This window comes from Phormidium tenue FACHB-1052 (assembly GCF_014696675.1).
GTDB classification, from domain to species: Bacteria; Cyanobacteriota; Cyanobacteriia; order Phormidesmidales; family Phormidesmidaceae; genus Nodosilinea; species Nodosilinea tenuis_A.
Map to the genome: position 1 here is coordinate 21,511 of NZ_JACJQN010000022.1, position 20,181 is coordinate 41,691.

The 20,181-nt window shown below is 60.1% G+C and carries 9 protein-coding genes; 3 read left to right on the top strand and 6 right to left on the bottom strand.

The genetic code is table 11. The annotated features are described in order from the left end of the window. Positions 1-156 precede the first annotated feature (156 nt). On the bottom strand, positions 157-549 hold the full coding sequence (locus tag H6G07_RS23190) for a GFA family protein (protein WP_073610724.1): 393 nt from the start codon (positions 547-549) through the stop codon (positions 157-159). A 676-nt stretch (positions 550-1,225) separates the two neighbouring features. On the opposite strand from H6G07_RS23190, the gene H6G07_RS23195 reads away from it, so the two are divergent. Next, positions 1,226-1,672: a hypothetical protein gene (locus H6G07_RS23195; protein WP_073610723.1), complete on the top strand. Its 447-nt coding sequence runs from the start codon at positions 1,226-1,228 to the stop codon at positions 1,670-1,672. A 226-nt stretch (positions 1,673-1,898) separates the two neighbouring features. Next, positions 1,899-3,794 (top strand): dihydroxy-acid dehydratase, encoded by a 1,896-nt coding sequence (gene ilvD, locus H6G07_RS23200; RefSeq protein WP_073610722.1) that lies wholly within the window; start codon positions 1,899-1,901, stop codon positions 3,792-3,794. Between the two features lie 10 nt (positions 3,795-3,804). Here ilvD and H6G07_RS23205 read toward each other — a convergent pair whose 3' ends face one another. The 4 genes from H6G07_RS23205 to H6G07_RS23220 form a co-directional block, all read right to left on the bottom strand. After that, a complete protein-coding gene (locus tag H6G07_RS23205) occupies positions 3,805-7,518 on the bottom strand; it encodes a PAS domain S-box protein (RefSeq protein WP_073610721.1) in 3,714 nt (1,237 codons plus the stop codon). 199 nt (positions 7,519-7,717) lie between these two features. Beyond that, positions 7,718-8,950: an EAL domain-containing response regulator gene (locus H6G07_RS23210; protein ID WP_073610720.1), complete on the bottom strand. Its 1,233-nt coding sequence runs from the start codon at positions 8,948-8,950 to the stop codon at positions 7,718-7,720. Between the two features lie 363 nt (positions 8,951-9,313). After that, a complete protein-coding gene (locus tag H6G07_RS23215; RefSeq protein WP_073610719.1) occupies positions 9,314-11,956 on the bottom strand; it encodes a PAS domain S-box protein in 2,643 nt (880 codons plus the stop codon). 29 nt (positions 11,957-11,985) lie between these two features. Further along, positions 11,986-14,394: a hybrid sensor histidine kinase/response regulator gene (locus H6G07_RS23220; RefSeq protein ID WP_073610718.1), complete on the bottom strand. Its 2,409-nt coding sequence runs from the start codon at positions 14,392-14,394 to the stop codon at positions 11,986-11,988. 350 nt (positions 14,395-14,744) lie between these two features. Here H6G07_RS23220 and wecB point away from each other — a divergent pair, with 350 nt between their 5' ends. Continuing rightward, positions 14,745-15,890 carry a non-hydrolyzing UDP-N-acetylglucosamine 2-epimerase gene (gene wecB, locus H6G07_RS23225; protein ID WP_073610717.1) on the top strand — a complete coding sequence of 382 codons (1,146 nt, stop codon included), beginning with the start codon at positions 14,745-14,747 and terminating at the stop codon, positions 15,888-15,890. Positions 15,891-16,151: 261 nt separating this feature from the next. Here wecB and cobN read toward each other — a convergent pair whose 3' ends face one another. Further along, positions 16,152-20,045 (bottom strand): cobaltochelatase subunit CobN, encoded by a 3,894-nt coding sequence (gene cobN, locus H6G07_RS23230; protein ID WP_073610716.1) that lies wholly within the window; start codon positions 20,043-20,045, stop codon positions 16,152-16,154. Between the last annotated feature and the right edge of the window lie 136 nt (positions 20,046-20,181).

The window sequence follows — 20,181 nt, forward strand, 5'->3', positions numbered from 1 at the left end:
AAGCTGACCCGCAATGTTGTCTTGGCAGCTCAAAACACGACGAATTTGGGTGGTGTCAGATCCCAATCTAAGTTTTTGGAGCACACAACAATGCTTGCGTGGGCAGAAGACCGGTCGTGGAACTTAGCAAAATCTCGCCGATTTTGATCGGGCGACCTACTCCTCAAAGCGACTTGTGGGGTCGCGATCGCACTCATATTGTTTTGTCAGCGAAAACGGCGGCAACCAAGCCTCGCGACGGATAATCCAGTTTTCGTAGGTTGGCACCAGTTGATTGGGGGCATCTAGAGAACCTAGATACACTTCGATTTCGTCTGCGGTACGGGCGAAAACGGACGAGCCACAGCGGGGACAGAAAAACCGCCCTTCGTAGTCGCGGGTTTCGCCAGCGATCGCCACCGCATCTTGAGGGAAAATCGCGGAGGCGTGAAAAAGAGCCCCATGATGCTTGCGACAGTCCAGACAGTGACAAAGGCCGACTCGGTACGGGCGTCCCGTCGCCACAATTCGCACGTTGCCGCACAAACAACCGCCATGGAATTGCTCCATACTGCGTCTCCTCTAAAATTAAGCGGGCAGGCACGGTGAATGCTAACAGTGTGTTTGAGCGGATCGAGTGGGCTCTTCCGCCTTAAAGGCGTTGTTTGTCGGGTTGAATAGGGTGATTTGAGCTACAGGCTCTTGCTATATATCCCTCAAACGAAGGGCCAATCGGAGTTTAGTTTCTGTCCTTAGGGCGAAGGAGATACCCAGTTATTCTCCTAAGCTGAATCCATACTCAACCCGCACATTCCTGAAATAATAAGACCTGATCAGCAATAGCTGTGACAATTCAACTCAAGCTAATTGTTGAATTCCTCAAATTTGCTGCCTCCATTTTTTTGTTGGTGAGCAAATGAATATCACGTTATGAAAATAAAGGAAACACGACGTTACTCCTTCTCTCGAGGACACGCTTACCCTTCTACCAAAAGAATAAGCGATCGCGCTATGGGTCGCCTATTTTAAGGGTAGAAGGGTAAGCTTTTTTAGTATGAATTTTGTTGGCAGCAATGCTCTGCCCAATATCTGCCAGCAAAATTAATCTTGGCCAACAGCCATAACTGACAACAGCTAGCAGATTCTCGCAAAAATTGAGTTCAACAAAAGTCTATCTAGAGGATGTTTTAATGGCCAAGGCCAGCAGGATAAAACTAGATAGTTAAATTCTGTAAGGACTATGTCTATGAAGTCTAATCGTTTCATGAACCAACTTTCGGCCCTAGGTCGTAGAGTGACTGCAACCCTAGTCTGCCTAGTTGCGATCGCCTTCGTCTGGCAGAGCCCGGCGCTCTCAAATATTTCAGCCATGGCTGCCCCTGGTGGAACCCTAATTGCAGCCGCAGACGCTGGCAACCAGGTCAAAGGGGCTGCTGAGGATGTGAAAGGGGCTTCCAAAAATATCATCCGCACTGCGGAAGACAAAGTTAAAGACGCCGCCAGAAGCAACGCTGCGAAAGTCGATCAGGCTGAGGACACGGGGAGCGCTGTTGAGCGCAAGGCCAAGCGCGATCGCAACCGCATTGAGCAAAAAGCAAGCAAAGATGCCGATCGCACCGAGCAAGCAGCTGAAAAATCCATGAATGCTGTTGAGCGGGCCGTAGATAACATCAAAGGTGCTTTTAGCGACTAGCGTTAGTAAGTGGGAGGACGAATAGTTAAGGTACTGAACACCTTAAACGCACGATTTAACCACATTACTAAGTTCTAGTTGCCCTCCAACCCGATCGGGTTGGGGGGCATGCCTTATTTATGTGAACCGTATAGTCAGCTATTGTGGTTATTACGCTTACAGTCTCGCCCATGCTTTCAAGATGCTGGAGCCAGACCCTAGCCAATCCTTTAGACTAGAACGTGCCATGCCGACCTATCGCTCTAAAACCTCCACCCATGGACGCAATATGGCCGGAGCCCGCGCCCTCTGGCGCGCCACCGGCATGCAAAGCGAGGACTTTGAGAAGCCCATCATCGCGGTGGCCAACTCCTTCACCCAGTTTGTGCCGGGCCACGTGCATCTAAAGGATCTAGGTCAGCTGGTGTGCCGCGAGATTGAGGCCGCTGGCGGCGTCGCCAAAGAATTCAACACCATTGCTGTTGATGACGGCATCGCCATGGGTCACGACGGCATGCTCTATAGCCTGCCCTCACGGGAGATTATCGCCGACTCCGTCGAGTATATGGCCAACGCCCACTGCGCCGATGCCCTGGTCTGCATTTCCAACTGCGACAAGATCACCCCCGGCATGCTGATGGCGGCCCTGCGGCTGAATATTCCCGCTGTGTTTGTCTCGGGCGGGCCGATGGAAGCGGGCAAGACCAAGCTCTCCGAGCACAAGCTCGACCTGGTCGATGCCATGGTGGCCGCCGCCAGCGACACCATGAGCGACGCGGATGTCGAAGAGTATGAGCGCTCCGCCTGCCCCACCTGCGGCTCTTGCTCAGGCATGTTTACCGCCAACTCGATGAACTGCCTGACAGAGGCGATCGGCCTGTCGCTGCCGGGCAACGGCACCACCCTGGCCACCCACTTCGATCGCAAAGACCTGTTCCTCACCGCCGCCCGCACCATTGTCGATATCACCCGGCGCTACTACGAGCAGGGCGACGAGTCGGTGCTGCCCCGCTCCACCGCCAGTTTCAAAGCCTTTGAGAATGCCATGATGCTGGATATCGCCATGGGCGGATCTACCAACACCATTCTGCACCTGCTGGCGGCAGCCCGCGAAGCCGAGGTGGACTTTACCATGGCCGACATCGATCGCCTGTCGCAGCAAGTGCCCCAACTGTGTAAGGTGGCTCCCAACACCCCCAACTACCACGTCGAAGATGTGCACCGGGCGGGGGGGGTATACGCCATTTTGGGCGAGCTCGACCGGGCCGGGCTGCTGCACAGCGACGTACCCACGGTTCACAGCCCCACCCTGAAGGAAGCTCTGGATCGCTGGGACGTGACCCGCACGACCGACGACACCGTGCACACCTTCTTTCGAGCTGGCCCGGCGGGCATTCCCACCCAGGTGGCCTTCAGCCAAGACACGCGCTGGCCTACCCTCGATCTAGATCGGCAGTCAGGTTGTATCCGCAGTGTGGAGCATGCCTATTCGCAGGTCGGTGGCCTAGCCGTGCTCTACGGCAACCTGGCCGTCAATGGCTGCGTCGTCAAGACCGCAGGCATCGACGAAAGTATGTTTGAGGCGGAGCAGTTACGCTACACCACCAGCGTTCCGACCTCGACTTTGCGAGTGTTTGAAGGGCCAGCCCGCATCTTTGAAAGCCAGGATGCCGCCGTCACCGCCATTCTCAATGACCGGATACAGGCGGGGGACGTGGTGATCATCCGCTATGAGGGGCCAAAGGGCGGGCCGGGGATGCAGGAAATGCTCTACCCCACCAGCTACCTCAAATCTAAGGGGCTGGGCAAAGTTTGCGCCCTGCTCACCGACGGGCGGTTCTCGGGCGGCACCTCGGGGCTCTCCATTGGCCATGCCTCACCCGAGGCGGCAGCGGGGGGCAATATTGCTTTGGTCGAAGAGGGCGATCGCATCGTGATCGACATCCCCAACCGCACCATTAACGTCGATCTATCGGCAGAAGAGTTGGCCAATCGCCGGGTGGCCATGGAGGCTAAGGGCAAAGCCGCCTGGAAACCCGCCCAGCCCCGCCAGCGGCGGGTGACTGCGGCCCTCAAGGCCTACGCCCTACTGGCCACCAGCGCTGACCAGGGGGGCGTGCGCAACCTAGAGATGCTGGAGTAGATCCTCCCGCTTAGCAGGCTCCGTTGCCCAACCCGGCCTGGCCTTGCCCTAGGTGAAACACTCGGTAGCGATCGCGCCCCTGCTGCTTGGCCAGGTAAAGGGCCGCATCGGCTTGGTCAATCAGAATCTGGGCCGACTGCTCCTGACGGGGAACCAGGCTGGCAATGCCCAGGCTGAGGGTAATGCGCTGGCCCAGGGGCGAGGCCCCGTGAAACAGGGCTAGCTCGATCAAAGTCTGCTGAATGGCGCGGGCGATCGCCTCGGCTCCGGCCCGGTCGGTGTCGGGCAGCACCAGGGCAAACTCTTCGCCGCCGTAGCGGGCCACCAGGTCAGCGGGGCGCTGGGCCACCTGCTCTAGGGCCTGGGCCACCCGCTGCAGGCACACATCTCCCGCCGGGTGCCCGTAGGTATCGTTGTACAGCTTGAAGTGGTCAATGTCGCACAAAATCAGGCTCAGGGGAATCTGGTCGCGCAGCAGACGCCCCCACTCCTGCTGAAGATAGGTATCAAAGCTGCGTCGGTTGGCCACCTGGGTGAGGCCGTCGTGGGTGGCCAGGTGTTCGAGCTGGCGATTGACGGTTTGAATGTGCTGGTAGAGCTGCGACTGCTGAATCGCGATCGCCAGCTGAATGGCCAATCGCTTGAGCACATCTAGCTCAGAGGGTTCCCAGGGGCGCGGCCCCTGGTTTTGGTAGGCAATCAGCATGCCCCACAGCCGGTTGCTCTGCACAATCGGCACCACCACCAAAGCCTGGGCCTGGGTGAGGCAATCGAGGGGGCAGAGGCGATCGGGTTTGGCCTGAAGATCGGCAACCGCCTCCAGGTGGCCTTGTTGTAACTGCACCTGCCGCGCCTCAGCGAGCGGACTGTGCCCTTGGTGCCCCAGCAGCGGGGGGTAGCCAGCGGTGACGGCCTCGGCAATGACCACGCCCTGGCCACTGGCCTCTAGCTGATAGATCAGCACCCGATCGGTGCGCAAAAACTGCTGCACCTCGGTCACGGTCGTGGTGAGAATCGCTTTGAGGTCGAGGGTTTGACGAATGCGCTGGGCAATTTCACTCAGCAGTCGCTCCTGCTCAGCCCGCCGCCGCAGGGCCGCCACCTCCGATCGCCTCAGTTCAGTAATGTCGGTAAACGACAGTACCACCGCATAGGGCAGGCGTTCGTTGGGATGAAAAAGGGGGCGCGTATTGCAGGAAATCCAGGTCGTGCCGTCGGGTTTAACCAGACCCATCACCTGGTTGTGAACGGGCTGTCCCGTGCTCAGGGTGAGAACAGCTGGATGGGCCTCCTGGGGGTAGGGAGAGCCGTCTTCCCCAATCATGTACAGTTTCATATCGGCCAGAGAGCGACCAACAATCTGCCAACTTTGCAGCCCGACAATCTTGGCCGCACTGGCGTTGCAGGTCAGCAGGATGCCGTCTGCCTGCACCACAGCCACCCCCTCAGAAAGGGCCGCAACCACCGAACGATAGCGCTCCTCACTGTCTCGCAGCTCTTGCAGCAGGGTGGTTTTGGCCTCAAACTCCCGCGCTGAGTGTAAGCTAGCCGCCAAAAAGCCCGCCATCAGCTGTAGGGTTTGCTGATCAGACCCGGTAAAGGCGCTGGGCTGGCGCGAGAAGACTTTGATCACGCCGACCTGTTCTGATTGATAGGTCAAGGGCACCACCACCAGCGATCGCAGCCCCAGAACCTGAATAATGGGAGAATTGACCCATCCCTCACGCTCCACATCGGCGCAGTACAGCGTGCGGCCCTCGGCAAGGCACTGGCCGCCCAGGCTGTCAGCCAGGGGCAGTCGCCAGCCCAGGTGGGCCTGGGCGATGCCGCTACCGGCCTTACACACCAGCTCGGTACCTTCGAGGAGTTCAACGGCGGCCCCATCAGCACGGGTGAGCGATAGCGCACCTTCTGCGATCACCGTCATCACCTGCTCTAGGTGGGGGTTGACCAAGGCAACTTTTTGCTGGGTATCGACCACCTCAGACAATCGTTCTAACTCCTGTTGCAGGGCATTTTCGGCCTGCCTACGCTCGGCTTCGAGCTGGGCTCGTTCGCTAATATCCTTCATAAAGCAGTAGTGGCCCTGGCGCTGCTGCTGGTCATCGTAGGCCGTCACCATAAACAACTGTTTATGGAAAATTGAGCCATCTTGACGGATTCCCCGGGCTTCAACGTTGACCTTGCCCTCGGCTAGCATGTGCTCGTAGGCTAGGATGACTCGCTTTAGATCGTCAGGGTGAACAGTAATTTGCCAGTTTTGGCCCACCAGTTCCTCGGGGGTATAGCCGACCATAGCGGCATAGGCCTGGTTGACGCTGACATAGCGCCCGGCGTTGTCCAAGCGAGAAATGCCCTCGACGGCGTGGGCCAGGGCGGTGCTGATTTCGCGCAGCTCACGCTCGGCCTGCACGCGATCGCTAATATCTTGAGCAATGCCGTACAGGCGCACGACCTCACCCTGGGCGTTGCATTCAGCCTGACCCCGGTCATCCAGGTAGCGAATTTTCCCATCGCTGTGGGTACACCGAATTCGAATGCTGTAGGGCTGGCCAGTCGTTAAGGCGTTTTCCACTGCCTGACGCAACCGATCGCCATCGTCGGGATGGTAAAGCCGCAGCAGTTCGTCGAAGCTGGGTTCGCCCAAGGCGGGGTCGCGCCCCAAGATGCGAAATTTTTCGGCGGACCAGGTGACCTTCTGGGTGGCAACGTCATACTCCCAACTGCCAATGCGGCCCACGCTCTGGGCTTTGATCAGCATGGCTTGGCTTTTGCGCAGGGCCAGCTCTGACTGCTTGCGCCCGTTGATATCTTGAATCTGAGATACAAAGTACAGGGGTTCTTGCTGGAGGTCGCAAACCACCGAGCAGCTGAGCAAAATCCAGATCCAGTGACCCTGCTTGTGGCGATAGCGCTTTTCGAGGTGGCAGCAACGAATCTTGCGATTGATGAGCTGCTCCGTGAGATCTAAGTCAGCCTCCAGATCGTCGGGGTGAGTTAGGGACTGAAAATCGATGGTCAGCAGCTCAGCCTCAGTGTAGCCGGTGATCTCACAAAGGGCGTGATTGACCTCTAGCCAGTGGCCCTCCAAGCTGACCAAAGCCATACCGATGCCAGCATAGTCAAAGGCGTTGCGAAAGCGCTGATTGCTCAGGTGGAGGGCCTGGTTGCTGGCCTCTAGCTCGGCGTTGCGCTCGGCTAGCTCAGCGGCGCGCAAGGCTGCGTTGACCGCTAGCGACTGGTTGAGCTGCCGCAGCTCTAGCTGATCCATCACTAGGCTGGCCAGATCGACTAGGGTTTGAGTTTCGTCGGCGGTCAGCTGGCGGGGCTGGCGATCGAGAATGCACAGGGTGCCGAGGGCATGGCCATCGGGAGTGGTGAGGGGAACGGCGGCGTAAAACCTCAGGCCCATCTTGCCCTGCACCAGGGAATGGGACACCGTGCGCGGGTCTTGGCGGACGTCGGCAATGGCGTAGACCTCGCCCTGCAAAATCGCCGAGGCGCACAGCCCCAACTCCCGGTCGATTTGCTCTAGGGTCACCCCATAGCGCGACTTAAACCAGATGCGATCGCGATCGACCACCGTAATCAGTGCCATCGGAACCTGGAATAGTCGGGCGGCGAGGGCGGTTATGCGGTCTAGAGCTCCATCCGGCGGCGTATCTAAGATGTGATATCGCTGCACCGTCGCTAGCCGCTCAGCCTCGTCGGTGGAGTCATTCATCCTGGGCCTGTGTGACGATTTACATGCGAATGTGTAAATTTGCATGCTTTCTTTATAATGCCCTTACATAGCCGTGGGCGATCGGCGCTGCCTTAGCCTTCATAGTTTGTAGTTAACGGGCTGTAGTAACGGGCCTGGGCAACCCAGCTCTGAGGACACCCCCTGGTTGAACTTTAAATTTAAGGCTCGGTGCGATGGCTTAGCTCTCCCTCAGGGCATAGCGATCGCGAGCGGCCAGCCAGGGCCAAAAATCGTCGCCAGCCAGGGGGCGAGCGATGTGGTAGCCCTGGGCCAAGTCGCAGCCAATGGCGGTCAAATAATCGAGGGTTTCAGCGTCTTCAACCCCCTCAGCAGTGCAGCGCAGCCCCAGACTGTGGCCCAGGTCAACAATAAACTTCACCACCGTGCGCGACTCGGGGGAGGTCATCGCCGTCATCACAAACGACTTGTCCACCTTGATTTCTGAAAAGGGCAGCCGCACCAGCTGCAGCATCGACGAAAACCCGGTGCCAAAGTCGTCGATCGACAGGTGAAAGCCAATCATGCGCAGCCGGGTGAGCAGATCGAGGGAGGCCACCGGGTCATCCATGGCGCTGGTTTCGGTGAGTTCAAAGATCAGCCGAGCCGGGTCAACGCCGTGGGCACCGCAGCGCTCCTGCACGCGCTCAAACAGCGCCCCGTTGCCCAGGGTGCGGGCCGAAATATTCACCGACAGCATCAGGTGCTCGCAGATCGCCGTAGACAGCGGTGTCGCCCCCGCCGTGCAGAGCGGCCCAAACCAGGCCAGGGCCTGCTCAATCACCTGATCGGTGAGGGGGTCAATCAGATCGCAGCTCTCCACCAGGGGAATAAACCGCCCCGGCGGCAGCAGGCCATAGACAGGGTGAGCCCACCGCACCAGAGCCTCAACCCCGGCCAGTTCGCCTGTGGTGCAGAGCACCTTAGGCTGGTAAGCCAGCACAAACTCACGGCGATCGAGGGCCTGGTGCAGGTCGGCTGGGGTCAGCTCCGGCGGCTGAATGGGAGCACCGGCAACCGGGGGCGCTAGGGGCGGGCTGGCAACTTGGCCCAGCAGCATTTCTCGCAGCTGGGGCAGCGAAAAGGGCTTGGCCAACACCCCGGCAATGTCGAGGCCGTGCTCGACCGCCGATCGCCCAGCGGCATCGAGCACTCGACTGCCGACGCCGCTGGTGATGATGATTCTGGCCCGGCAGGACAGCTTGGCCAGCCGAGCCATGACCTGAACCCCATCCATGGTGGGCATCACTAGGTCGAGGGCAATGTGGGTGGGCCGCCACTCGTGGAGCAGAGTAAAGAACCGGTCGGGGTCGGGGGTGAAACGCACCTCCAGCCCGGCAAATTCAGCGATCCGCTGAATGGTCTCCCCGGTCATGGGGTCGTCATCTAAAATCAACAGTCGGCGATCGCCCATGCCTTGTCACTTGCTCCCCTCGACCCGTCCCTGTACTGCCATGGCCTAGCTAGTCATCTCTCAGCCTGCCCGCCCACGTTTGCCCAGTCAGCACAGGGCATTTTTAGGCCAGGTTGGCTGCCCTGGGAGAACAATAGCTTGCCCTAGATGGTTGCCAATGCAGCCGGGCTACGGCTAGCTACTGCCACCCGATACCCTGGCTATAGCTGATTTTGCCCGTAACTGTGCGCTAGGTCATCGTTTTCGACCAAGAGAATCTGTGCTTGACCCATCGCAGAGCTGGAATCTGCCCGTTGGACTGCTTGGCAAACCCGTACACTATGCTAAGCCCTAACCTAGTGCCCTGGCCCGGATTTTTTGGGGTCATGGGTGGGGGGAGACAGCCAGCGCCTCTCGAATTTTTTGCGAGAGTTCGGTGCGGCCATAGGGCTTGCTGAGCAGCAGGATGCCCGCATCTAGCCGACCTTGATGAACGATCGCATTGTCGCTGTAGCCCGAGGTGTAGAGCACCCGCAGCCCCGGCCTAATCTGCTGGGCCAACTCAGCGAGGTCGCGCCCGCTCATGCCGCCGGGCATGACCACATCGGTAAACAGTAGGTCAATGGAGTCTGGCTGAGAGAGCAGGGCCAAAGCGGCTGGCCCACTCGTGGCCACCAGCACCCGGTAGCCCAGGTCAACCAGCTGATCGTGGGCGTAGCGGCGCACCAGCTCGTTGTCTTCCACCAGCAAAATGAGTTCTGAGTGGCCTGGCACCACTCCCTCTGAGACGGGCAGGGCGGGCTGAATATCGCCCCAAAACCGGGGGAGGTACATTCGGATGGTGGTGCCGTGGCCGAGTTCGGAGTCGAGCTTGATGTGGCCCCCTGACTGCTTGATAAAGCCGTAGACCATGCTCAGACCGAGGCCGGTACCCTTACCCTTTTCTTTGGTGGTAAAGAACGGCTCAAACACCCGCTCTAGATGCCTGGGGTCAATGCCCACGCCTGTGTCGGATACCGACACCATGACGTACTGCCCCGGCACTACATCTCCATGCTGGCTGGCGTAGTCTAGGTCGAGGTGGACATTGGCGGTTTCGAGGGTGAGTTGCCCCCCCTGCACCATGGCGTCGCGGGCGTTGAGGCAGAGGTTGAGCAGGGCGTTTTCGAGCTGGGCCGAGTCGATCAGGGCGGGCCACAGATTGGCTGCCCCCACGATGCCGATGTCGATGTGCTCGCCCAGGGTGCGTTGCAGCAGCTCATCCATGCGGGTCATGAGCTGATTGATATCCACCGCCTCAGGGTTGAGGGCCTGGCGACGGGCAAAGGACAACAGCCGCTGGGTGAGTTCGGCCCCCCGCTGGGCGGCGCTGCCAATCATCTTTGCCAGGGGGTGCAGGTGAGGGTCGGCTTCCAGCATTTCGCTCAGTAGCTCGGCGTTGCCCAAGATCACGGTGAGCAGATTGTTAAAGTCGTGGGCAATGCCGCCGGTCAGCTGACCGACTGACTCTAGCCGCTGCGACTGGTGCAGACGCTCTTCCAGGGCGATGCGATCGGTCACATCTTGAAAGTACACGGCCAGGCCCTCGCTGGAGGGATAGGCCCGCACATCCAGCCAGGCGTTTAGCGGGGGATAAAACTCTCGAAACTCGACCGATCGCCCCTCGTCTACCGCTTTTTCGAACTGCTGCTGAAAGACACTGCCGATCGCTTCTGGAAACTCCTCCCACACACACTTGCCCAGCAGATCGGCTCGCTGACGCTGCCAGAGTTGCTCAGCCTGGCCGTTGACAAAGGTAAAATTCCACTGGCGATTGAGGGTAAAAAAGCAGTCAGTGATGCTCTCTAGGGTGGTGTTGAGGCGATCGGCGATCTGGCGGGCCTCCTGTTCGAGCTGCTTTTGGTCGTGGATTTCGATCGCTGTGCCGTACCACTTAACAATTTGCTCAGCTTCGTCACGAATGGGCACCGCCTGCACCAGGTGCCAGCGGTAGTCGCCATCGTAGCGCCGCAGCCGAAACTCAAATCGATAGGGGCTAGCGGCCTGCACGGTCGCCGTCCACATGGCCAGGCAGGGGTCAACATCGTCGGGATGCAGTAGGGTCATCCAGATCTGGCTGGGGGGCGTGGCTGGATCGTAGATGCCGGTGTAGACCCGCAGGGCGTGGCTGGCGTAGTCAACGGTGCCGTCGGGCTCGGCAGTCCACACAATCAGGGGCATGGCGTCGGCTAACTGGCGAAACCGCTGCTCGCTGCGCTCCAGGGACGCTTCGGCCCGCTTTTGAGCCGTAATGTCTTGGAACGCGCCCTGCACGGCCACGATGGTGCCCCGGTCGTCCCGTACGGGCTGGCCGATGGCGCGTACCCACACCCGGCGCTGGCGGGCGGTGATGATTTGCAGCTCTTCGTCAAAGGGGTGGCCGGTGGCGGCACAGGTGGCAAAGACGCTGGCAATGCGATCGCGGTACTCAGGGGCATAAAACTCGATGCCCTGGGCCACCGTGGGGGCGAAGCCAGGCTCCACCTCATGGATGCGGCAGACCTCCTCAGACCAGATCGCCGCCTGGTCATCAAGGCGGGCCAGCCAGCCGCCCAGGTGGCCAATCTCGCTGGCGATTTGCAGCAGAGTCTGCTGCGATCGCAGGGTGTCGTGGGTTTGGCTGAGCATTCGCTGGGCCACTTGCACCCGGCTGAAATACCGCACCACCGCCAGGGTGAGACAACCGGTGATAGCGGTCGCTAGGGCTGCCACCACCCGATTGGCGATCGCGTAGGCCAGGGCCACCCCGGTTAGCGTCGAGGGTGACACAAAAAAGCCTATCGCCGTCAGCACCACCCCCGCCACGGTTGCCACCACCACCCATCGGCTGCTGTGAGATAGCCCTGATACCGCCACTAGAGGCAGATACAGCATGCCGTGGGCAAACCCCAGGGGGGTGACGATATCGGCCAGAAACACCGCCACAAAACCGGCCATGGTCGCTCCCCGCACGCAGCGGGGCGCGGCATACAGCATTTGAAACGTCATAGCTGGGCCGCGAGCAGACATTCCCTGGATTAACCTTTGGCGAGGGCTTGACGAACATGGCGAGCCAGCTCAGCCCGCTGGTAGGGCTTGGCTAGCAGAAGGATCTCAGGCTCCTGAGCCCCCTGAGGAATCAGGGCATTTTCGGTATAGCCAGAGGTATATAAAACCCGCAGCTGTGGACGCAGCCGGTGGGCCGCAGCCGCCAGGTCACAGCCATTCATGCCGCCGGGCATGATCACATCGGTAAACAGCAGATCGATGGCGGGCCACTGATGCAGCAGTTCTAGGGCAGCCGGGCCGTTTTCGGCGGCCAACACCTGATATCCCAGGCTTTCGAGCTGCTGCTGGGCATAGTCGCGCACCAGAGTATTGTCTTCGACCAGCAAAATCAGCTCTGAGCCGCCAGGACAGCCGTCTACCTCGGCAGAGAAATCGGGGGCACGGCGGTCTAAGGCCGGTGGGGGGCGATCGCGGCAGCGGGGCAAGTATAGCTGCACTGTGGTGCCCACCCCCGGCTCAGAGTCAATGTTGACGTAGCCGTTAGACTGACGAACAAAGCCATAGACCATGCTCAGGCCTAGCCCGGTGCCTTTGCCCTTGGCCTTGGTGGTAAAAAATGGCTCAAACACCTGGCTCAGCAGCTCTGGCCCCATGCCCACCCCATTGTCTGAGACAGTGACCATGACATAGTCGCCAGGGTAAAAGCTTGCTTGAGAATCGTCAACCATCGAAATGATGCAGGTGTGGGCGGTCGTAAGCGTGAGGCGGCCCACGCCGTCCATGGCATCGCGGGCGTTGAGGCAGAGGTTGAGCAGGGCGCTCTCTAGCTGGCTGGCATCGACGAGGGCTAGCCCCAGGTCAGCGGCGTAGCTACAGCGCACCTCGATCTGTTCTCCCAGGGCACGGCGCAGTAGCGCATCCATGTGGGCAATCAGCTGGTTGACATCGACGGGCTTGGGGTCGAGGATTTGGCGGCGGGCAAAGACCAGCAGGCGCTGGGTGAGGTCGGCCCCCCGCTGGGCCGCACTGCTGATCAGATCGGCCAGCGATCGCAGCCGGGGCTGGGTGTCGAGCAGTTCGACCAGCAGCTCGGCATTGCCCAAAATCACCGTCAGCAGGTTGTTAAAGTCATGGGCAACCCCACCAGTCAGATGGCCAATGGCCTCCATTTTTTGGCTTTGCAACAGCTGGGCCTCCAGATTTTTTTGCTCAGTCAGGTTGAGCATGCCGCCAATCATCCGGATCGCCTGCCCCTGGGCGTTTCGCATCACATAGCCCCGATCTTTGACGTAGGCATAGCGACCATCGCGGCAGCGAAAGCGATACTCCTCAGTCCAGATGGTGGCGTCTCCCTCTAGGGCCGTCTGAATTGAGGCCAGCAGCCGCTGACGATCGTCAGGGTGCAGGCGATCGCGCCACCAGTCGTTAGAGGTCGCAAGATCCTCTTTGCCATAGCCAAACAGGGTTTTGTAGCCCTCGCCTCGCCAGGTGACATCGGAGAGCAAGTCCCAGTCCCAAATCGCGTCGTTGGTGGCCTTTGAAACCAGCCGAAACCGTTCCTCACTGGCCCGCAGGGTGGCCTCCGCCGTCTTTTGAGCAGTTACGTCGATCACCGTGCCCAACTGCCGACAGGGTTGCCCTTCGTCATCGACTTCGATGTTGCCCCGATCTGCCAACCAGCGAATCTCGCCATCGGGGCGACGAATGCGGTAGTTGACCTCCAAGATTCCGCGCAGCGTACCGACGTGGGCGTGGTTGTGCAGCAGTTGGGGCCGATCTTCGGGCAGCACCCGCTCGATAAACCGCTCAAAGCTCTCAATCGGTTCCTCCGGGCGCAGGCCAAATAGGCGATAGGTGCCCGCCGACCAAACCAGGTGATTCGTAGTCAGGTCGAGGGCCCAACTGCCCATGTTGCCAATCAGTTCGGCGCTGGTGAGCAGCATGGCTTGCTGCCGAATGCAGGTGGTCAAGAGCGCCTCGTTTTGTCGACGTTCAGCGTCAAGCTGCACCTGTTCGCCAGTGTTGCCCCCTGTCGCCAACTCCGATCGCAGCCGATGGCGGCGGGCTAGGGCGCAGTCCAGCGCGCGCTTGATGTCGGCGGCGACGGCTTGCCCCATAACCAGGTAGTCTTCGGCCCCAGCCCAAACAGCCTCCAGCCCCAGGGTGGCCTGGGTCGGGTTGACTAGCACAATCACCGGCAGGTCGGGGGCTAGGGCCTGAAGCGCCCCTAGCGGCCCTAGCCCCACCGGAGCTGAGCTGGCCAAATTTAGCACAATGCCGTCAACTTGATGGCCAGCGGCGAGGTGAGCCAGGGCGGCATCCACCGAGTCTAGGGCAACGATTTCCTCGGGTATGGTCAGGTCGGTCAGCGGGCGATCGCGCCCCCATGCAGCAGGCTCACCTACCCAAAGAATCTGCCTGGTTAGCGGCCCGGTCATAGAATATCTCTCAGCCTCCATGGCTGTGGCCCCCTTGCTGTGGGCGACTTGATCGCCATGGCTCCCTCGCGATCGGCCAACAAAATCCTATTTCTATTATGGTAAGCACCGAGCCCCCGCTGAAACCATCGATGACAACAATTATTATCGAGCCGTGGGCTACCGTTCCCCAGCCGATGAGTCTGGGTCGAGACAGCCCAAAATGGCAGAATTCAAGTTGAGCGGGCATTTTTTCCCATGGCTCACGCTTCTGTGCCTGCGTTCTGGCATGATCTCCAGCATCGCCGCCGGGGATGGTTGCCCGAACAGGTTATTCTGAGCATGATTTTGCATTCAAAGGGCAGCTCCCGATGATTCCACCGTTTAAAGTCTGCATTGTGTTGGGCACTCGCCCTGAGGCGATTAAACTTGCGCCGGTGATTCAGTGTTTTCGGCAGTGCCCCGACTTTGACACCCAGGTGCTGCTCACCGGCCAGCACCGGGAGATGGTGGATCAGGTGATGGCGCTGTTTGACCTCAGCGCCGATCGCGACTTGGCAATTATGCAGCCCCGCCAAACCCTGACCGACATCACCTGTCGCAGCCTTCAAGGGTTGGAGTCCCTGTTTCAAGAGCAGCGCCCCGACATGGTGCTGGTGCAGGGCGACACCACAACGGCCTTTGCCGCCGCCCTGGCAGCCTTCTATCAAAAAATTCCGGTGGGCCACGTCGAGGCCGGGCTACGTACCGACAACATCTATAACCCCTTCCCGGAGGAGGCCAACCGGCGGCTGATCTCCCAAATCGCCCAACTGCACTTTGCGCCCACGGCCCTGTCGGTGCAGCATTTGGAGCGATCGGGGGTAACCGGCAATCTGCACCAGACCGGCAACACCGTGATCGACGCCCTGCTGTCGGTGGCCGATCGCCACCCGGACTGCGAAGTGCCGGGGCTAGACTGGAGCCGCCACCGGGTGATTTTATCGACGGTGCATCGGCGGGAGAATTGGGGAGCGCCTCTGGGGGCGATCGCCCAGGGGTTTCTCAAGGTGCTCGAACGGTTTCCCGATACCGCCCTGCTGCTGCCCCTGCACCGCAACCCCACCGTGCGAGAACCGCTCCAGGCCGCCCTCGGCGATCATCCCCGCGCCTTTTTGACAGAACCCCTCGACTACACCCAGCTGGTGGGCGCAATTCAGCGCTGCTATCTGGTGATGACTGACTCGGGTGGCCTGCAAGAAGAAGCCCCTAGCCTGGGCAAACCAGTGCTGGTGCTACGCGACAATACCGAACGCCCCGAAGCCGTGATGGCGGGCACTGCCAAACTGATCGGCACCGATGCCGATCGCATGCTGACGGAGGCCGAAACCCTGCTGCTACACCCCGAGGCCTACCAGGCCATGGCCGAAGCGATCAACCCCTTTGGCGATGGCCAGGCCTCCCAGCGCATTCTTGAGATTACGCGGGCCTACCTACAACAGACCGCAGCGGCGGTGCGGCAGCCCCTAGCGTGCTAGCCGTGATCCCCCTGGGCGTTGCTGATCAACGGTATGATTTGCCCCCCTAGCCCCCCAATCCTGGGGGGAACCAGACGACTTCAAAGCCCCCCAAATTTGGGGGGTTGGGGGGCGATGCAGCAACTGTTGCTTTTGCAGATTCATTCCTCAATTCAGCAACACCCCCCCTGTTTGGGCTGCCCTACATACAAATGCATCTTGGCTGTCTTGCCCCAGGTCGATCCCCCCAACCCCCTTAAAAAGGGGGGCAACAACTTCCCTCTACTCGGCCTGGGGTTGGCCGCGATCGAACTGCTGGGTTTCTAGCACCCCTTCCGCCTGGTTGGCGAGCTGTCGCAGGCTATCCAGCATCTCAGCCGTGGCCGTGGCCCACAGCCCCCGCTGGTTAGCTTCGAGCAGTCGCTCGGCCATATCCCTCAGTGCCCAGGGGTTTGAGGTTTGCACAAAGGCCTGCACCGCTGGATCGAGCAGGTAGGCCTGGGCCACGCCCTCGTACATGTGGTCGGCGACGCAGCGGGCGGTGGCATCGTAGGCAAACAGATAATCGACGGTGGCGGCCATCTCAAAGGCTCCCTTATAGCCGTGGCGCATGACGCCCTCGATCCACTTGGGGTTAACCACGCGGGAGCGGTAGACCTTGGCAATTTCGGCGTCGAGCGATCGCACCTTGGGCTTGGCCGTCACCGCGTTGTCGCCAAAGTAGGTGGCAGGCTGCTGCCCCTGGAGGGTGCGGGCCGCCACCGTCATCCCTCCCTGAAACTGGTAGTAGTCGTCGGAGTCGAGCAGGTCGTGCTCGCGGTTGTCCTGGTTGTGGAGCACCACTTGCAGGTGCTTGAGCCGCTGCTCAAAGGCTTCGGGCATGGCGTGGCCCTGGGCGTTACGGCCATAGGCGTAGCCGCTCCAGTTCAGATAGGCGCGGGCTAGGTCTTCGTCGGTAGTCCAGTTTTGTGATTCGATTAGCCCCTGCAAACCAGCTCCGTAGGCCCCCGGTTTAGAGCCAAAGATGCGGTAGCGCGCTCGCAATTCTGCCTGCTCTGCTGTCAGCCCCTGGGCCTGCCACTCGGCGCTCTCCTGGCGCGATCGCGCCGCCAAAGGATTTTGCTCCGGCGGTTCGTCTAAATCTGCCACTGCCGCTACAGCCTGATCCACCAGGTCGATCAGATTGGGGAACGCATCGCGAAAGAAACCCGAAATCCGCAGGGTGACATCCACGCGAGGTCGCCCGATCGCCGACAGCGGCAGCACCTCAAAATCAACCACCCGCCGCGAGGGGCCATCCCACACTGGGCGCACCCCCATCAGAGCCAGAGCTTCGGCGATGTCGTCGCCACCAGTCCGCATGGTGGAGGTGCCCCACACCGACAAGCCTAGGGTTTGGGGATACTCGCCATAGTCTTGGGTGTACTGTTCCACCAACACTTCCGCCGCCCGCCGTCCCACATCCCAGGCACTTTCTGTAGGAATAGCGCGAATATCTACCGAAAAAAAGTTGCGCCCAGTGGGCAGCACGTCAGGACGGTTGCGGGTTGGGGCTCCAGCAGGGCCGCTGGGTACGTAGCGCCCGTCGAGGCCAGCCAGCAGGTTGGCGATCTCGTCGGTGGTGCGGCTCAAGGCGGGAATGAGGGTGTGCTGAATCCAGTGGAGTTCGGCGGCGAGGGGGGTGGGAGGGTGGATGGGTGGATGGGTGGATGGGTGGATGGGTGGGGGAGATGGTTGCAGGATGGACTCTACCAAGCGAGACGCTTCTTCCTCCAGCGCCTCGATCGCATCCCCCACAATCCGACAGCCCTCCAGGTCGGTAAAAGCTTCACCAGGCTCGGCGGTGAGGGGGTCGAGGTCGAGGTTCCAGGATTCGGCGATCGCTCGCGTCAATCCCTGGCGACCGGGGCCGGGGTGGCGGGCGATCGCCACGATCAAGTCCCGTAGCTGTCGGCCATCGGGGCACTGGCCAAAGATGTGTAGGCCGTCGCGGATTTGGGCTTCTTTGAGGTCGCAGAGGTAGGTGTCGAGGGTGGGGAGGAGAGTGGGGATGGGTGGATGGGTGGATGGGTGGATGGGTGGATGGGTGGGGGAGATTTCGGAGAGGAGGCTGGTTTCGGTGAGGAGGGTGAGGATGCGATCGCCAATCAGCCCCAGCCGTGAGGGATCTAAGCTCTGGGCCTCGTAGTATTCGTCCACCAGACCTTCCAGCTTTTCGAGGGGGCCGTAAAGTTCAGCGCGGGTGAGGGGCGGCGTCAGGTGGTCGAGAATCACGGCTTGGGCGCGGCGCTTCGCCTGGGAGCCTTCACCCGGATCGTTGACGATAAACGGGTACAGATGCGGCATGGGCCCAAACATCGCCTCGGGGTAGCAGTTTTGCGACAGGCCGACGCCCTTGCCGGGCAGCCACTCCAGGTTGCCGTGCTTGCCCAGGTGAACGATCGCCTGCGCCCCAAAACTCTGCCTCAGCCAGGTGTAAAAGGCAAAGTAGTCGTGGGTTGGCTCCAGATCAGGCGAGTGGTAGTTGAGGGAGGGGTCAAGGTCATAGCCTCGGCTGGGTTGAACACCGATGAAGATGTTGCCGAGTTGGATGCCGGGAATGGGGAAGGAAGAGAGTGGGGTGGGGGGGGTAGGGGGTAAAGAGTTTTGAATTTTGAATTTTGAATTTTGAATTTCTCCCCCACCTTCTCCATCTTCCTCACCGTCCCCATCTCCTCTAGGAAGGCCCCAACGATCGCTTATACCGACGCGCACCGCTTCCGGCAGAGTCTCAAAATGCTGACAGTAATCAGCCAGAGTTAGGAACTGGCGAACTTCCCGAAAATCGCGGCCCTCGAGATCGTTAGTCACCCCGGCAGTGAGCCGACGAATCAGGTCATCGCCATCGGTGGGAATGTCATCCAGGGTGTAGCCTGCCGCCTTGAGGGCGTGGAGAACTTCGATCGCACTCTGGGGCGTATCTAAACCAACGCCATTTGCCAGGCGACCGTCGCGGTTGGGGTAGTTGGCGAGAATCAGGGCGATGCGGCGATCGCCCACGGGAGTACGGCGCAGGCTGGCCCACTGGGCCGTTAGATCGGCGACAAAGGTGATGCGATCGCTCACTGGCTCATAGGTCACCACATCGGTTTCTAGCGTCTCGCTGCGCTGGTGAACCGATTTAAACGAAACCGCGCGGGTGATAATACGCCCATCCACCTCGGGCAGAGCCACATTCATGGCGATATCGCGGGGCGAGAGGCCCAGACTTTGGCTTTCCCAGGCGGCTTTGGTGCCGCCGCTGAGAATCACTTGCAGCACTGGCACGTCGAGGGTTTCCCACAGATCTAAATTGGGCGTGGCACCATCCAGCTTCGCCACCGAAAAGCTGGTGGTATTCAACAGCACGTCAATGCCTTGCCCCGCTTTGGGTTTGAGCAGCGCAACCAAATCCTCCTGCACCTCCGGGTCTTGCAGCGACGATACAAACACAGGCACCGGATGCAGATGCCGTTCTGCCAAGGCCGCGCACAGAGCATCAATAGGCGCAGTATTGCCCGCCAGATAGTGAGCCCGGTAGAAGATCAGACCAATTCTGAATTTTGAATTTTGTTCGCGTAGCGTCTCTAAAGGAGAAATTTTGAATTTTGAATTGATAGGATATACCCCAACTTTAGGAATTTCCTGAGGCTCGGGGGGGTGGTAGGCGGTATGAAGCAGGCGATCGCACACCCACATCAACCCATAGGCCATATTCTCAACACCGCCCTCGTTGAGGTAGCGCCAGAGCTGGTTGGCCACCGTCAGCGGCACAGTGGAATGGCTGATCAGATCAGGGGCAGGGCGATCGTCGCCGGGCAGCACAATCAGCGCCGCTCCGGTTTCGGTGGCCACATCTCGGACGACTTCTAGACCGTAGGGCCAGTAGGCACGACCCCCCAACAGCCGCACCACGATAAGTTGGGCGTGGCGCAGCACATCGTCGGCGTAGGTGTCGATCGCCAACTGCTGCTGAAGCTGAAGCAGGTTGGCCACCCGCAAGGCCGGAAAATCGGCGGGAAAACTAGCCCGAGTCAGGCTTTGAATTTCGGTATCGGCGGCGGTGAGAAACACCAGTGGGGCCGGGGTCTGTTCGACAAAAATGACGCCCTCGGTATCCGGCGTCCAGCCGCCGGGGGTAGCGGCTAAGCGGTGCATGGGCAATCCTTAGGGCAACAACAAGACGGCAATAGCAAATCTGAAGGAACTCTAGCGTAAGTCAGGGTAGACCCAAAACGAAAGCTACCATGGGGACTCGCTTGGATAGACTCCTCAAACCTTAAGGCTTTCTTTG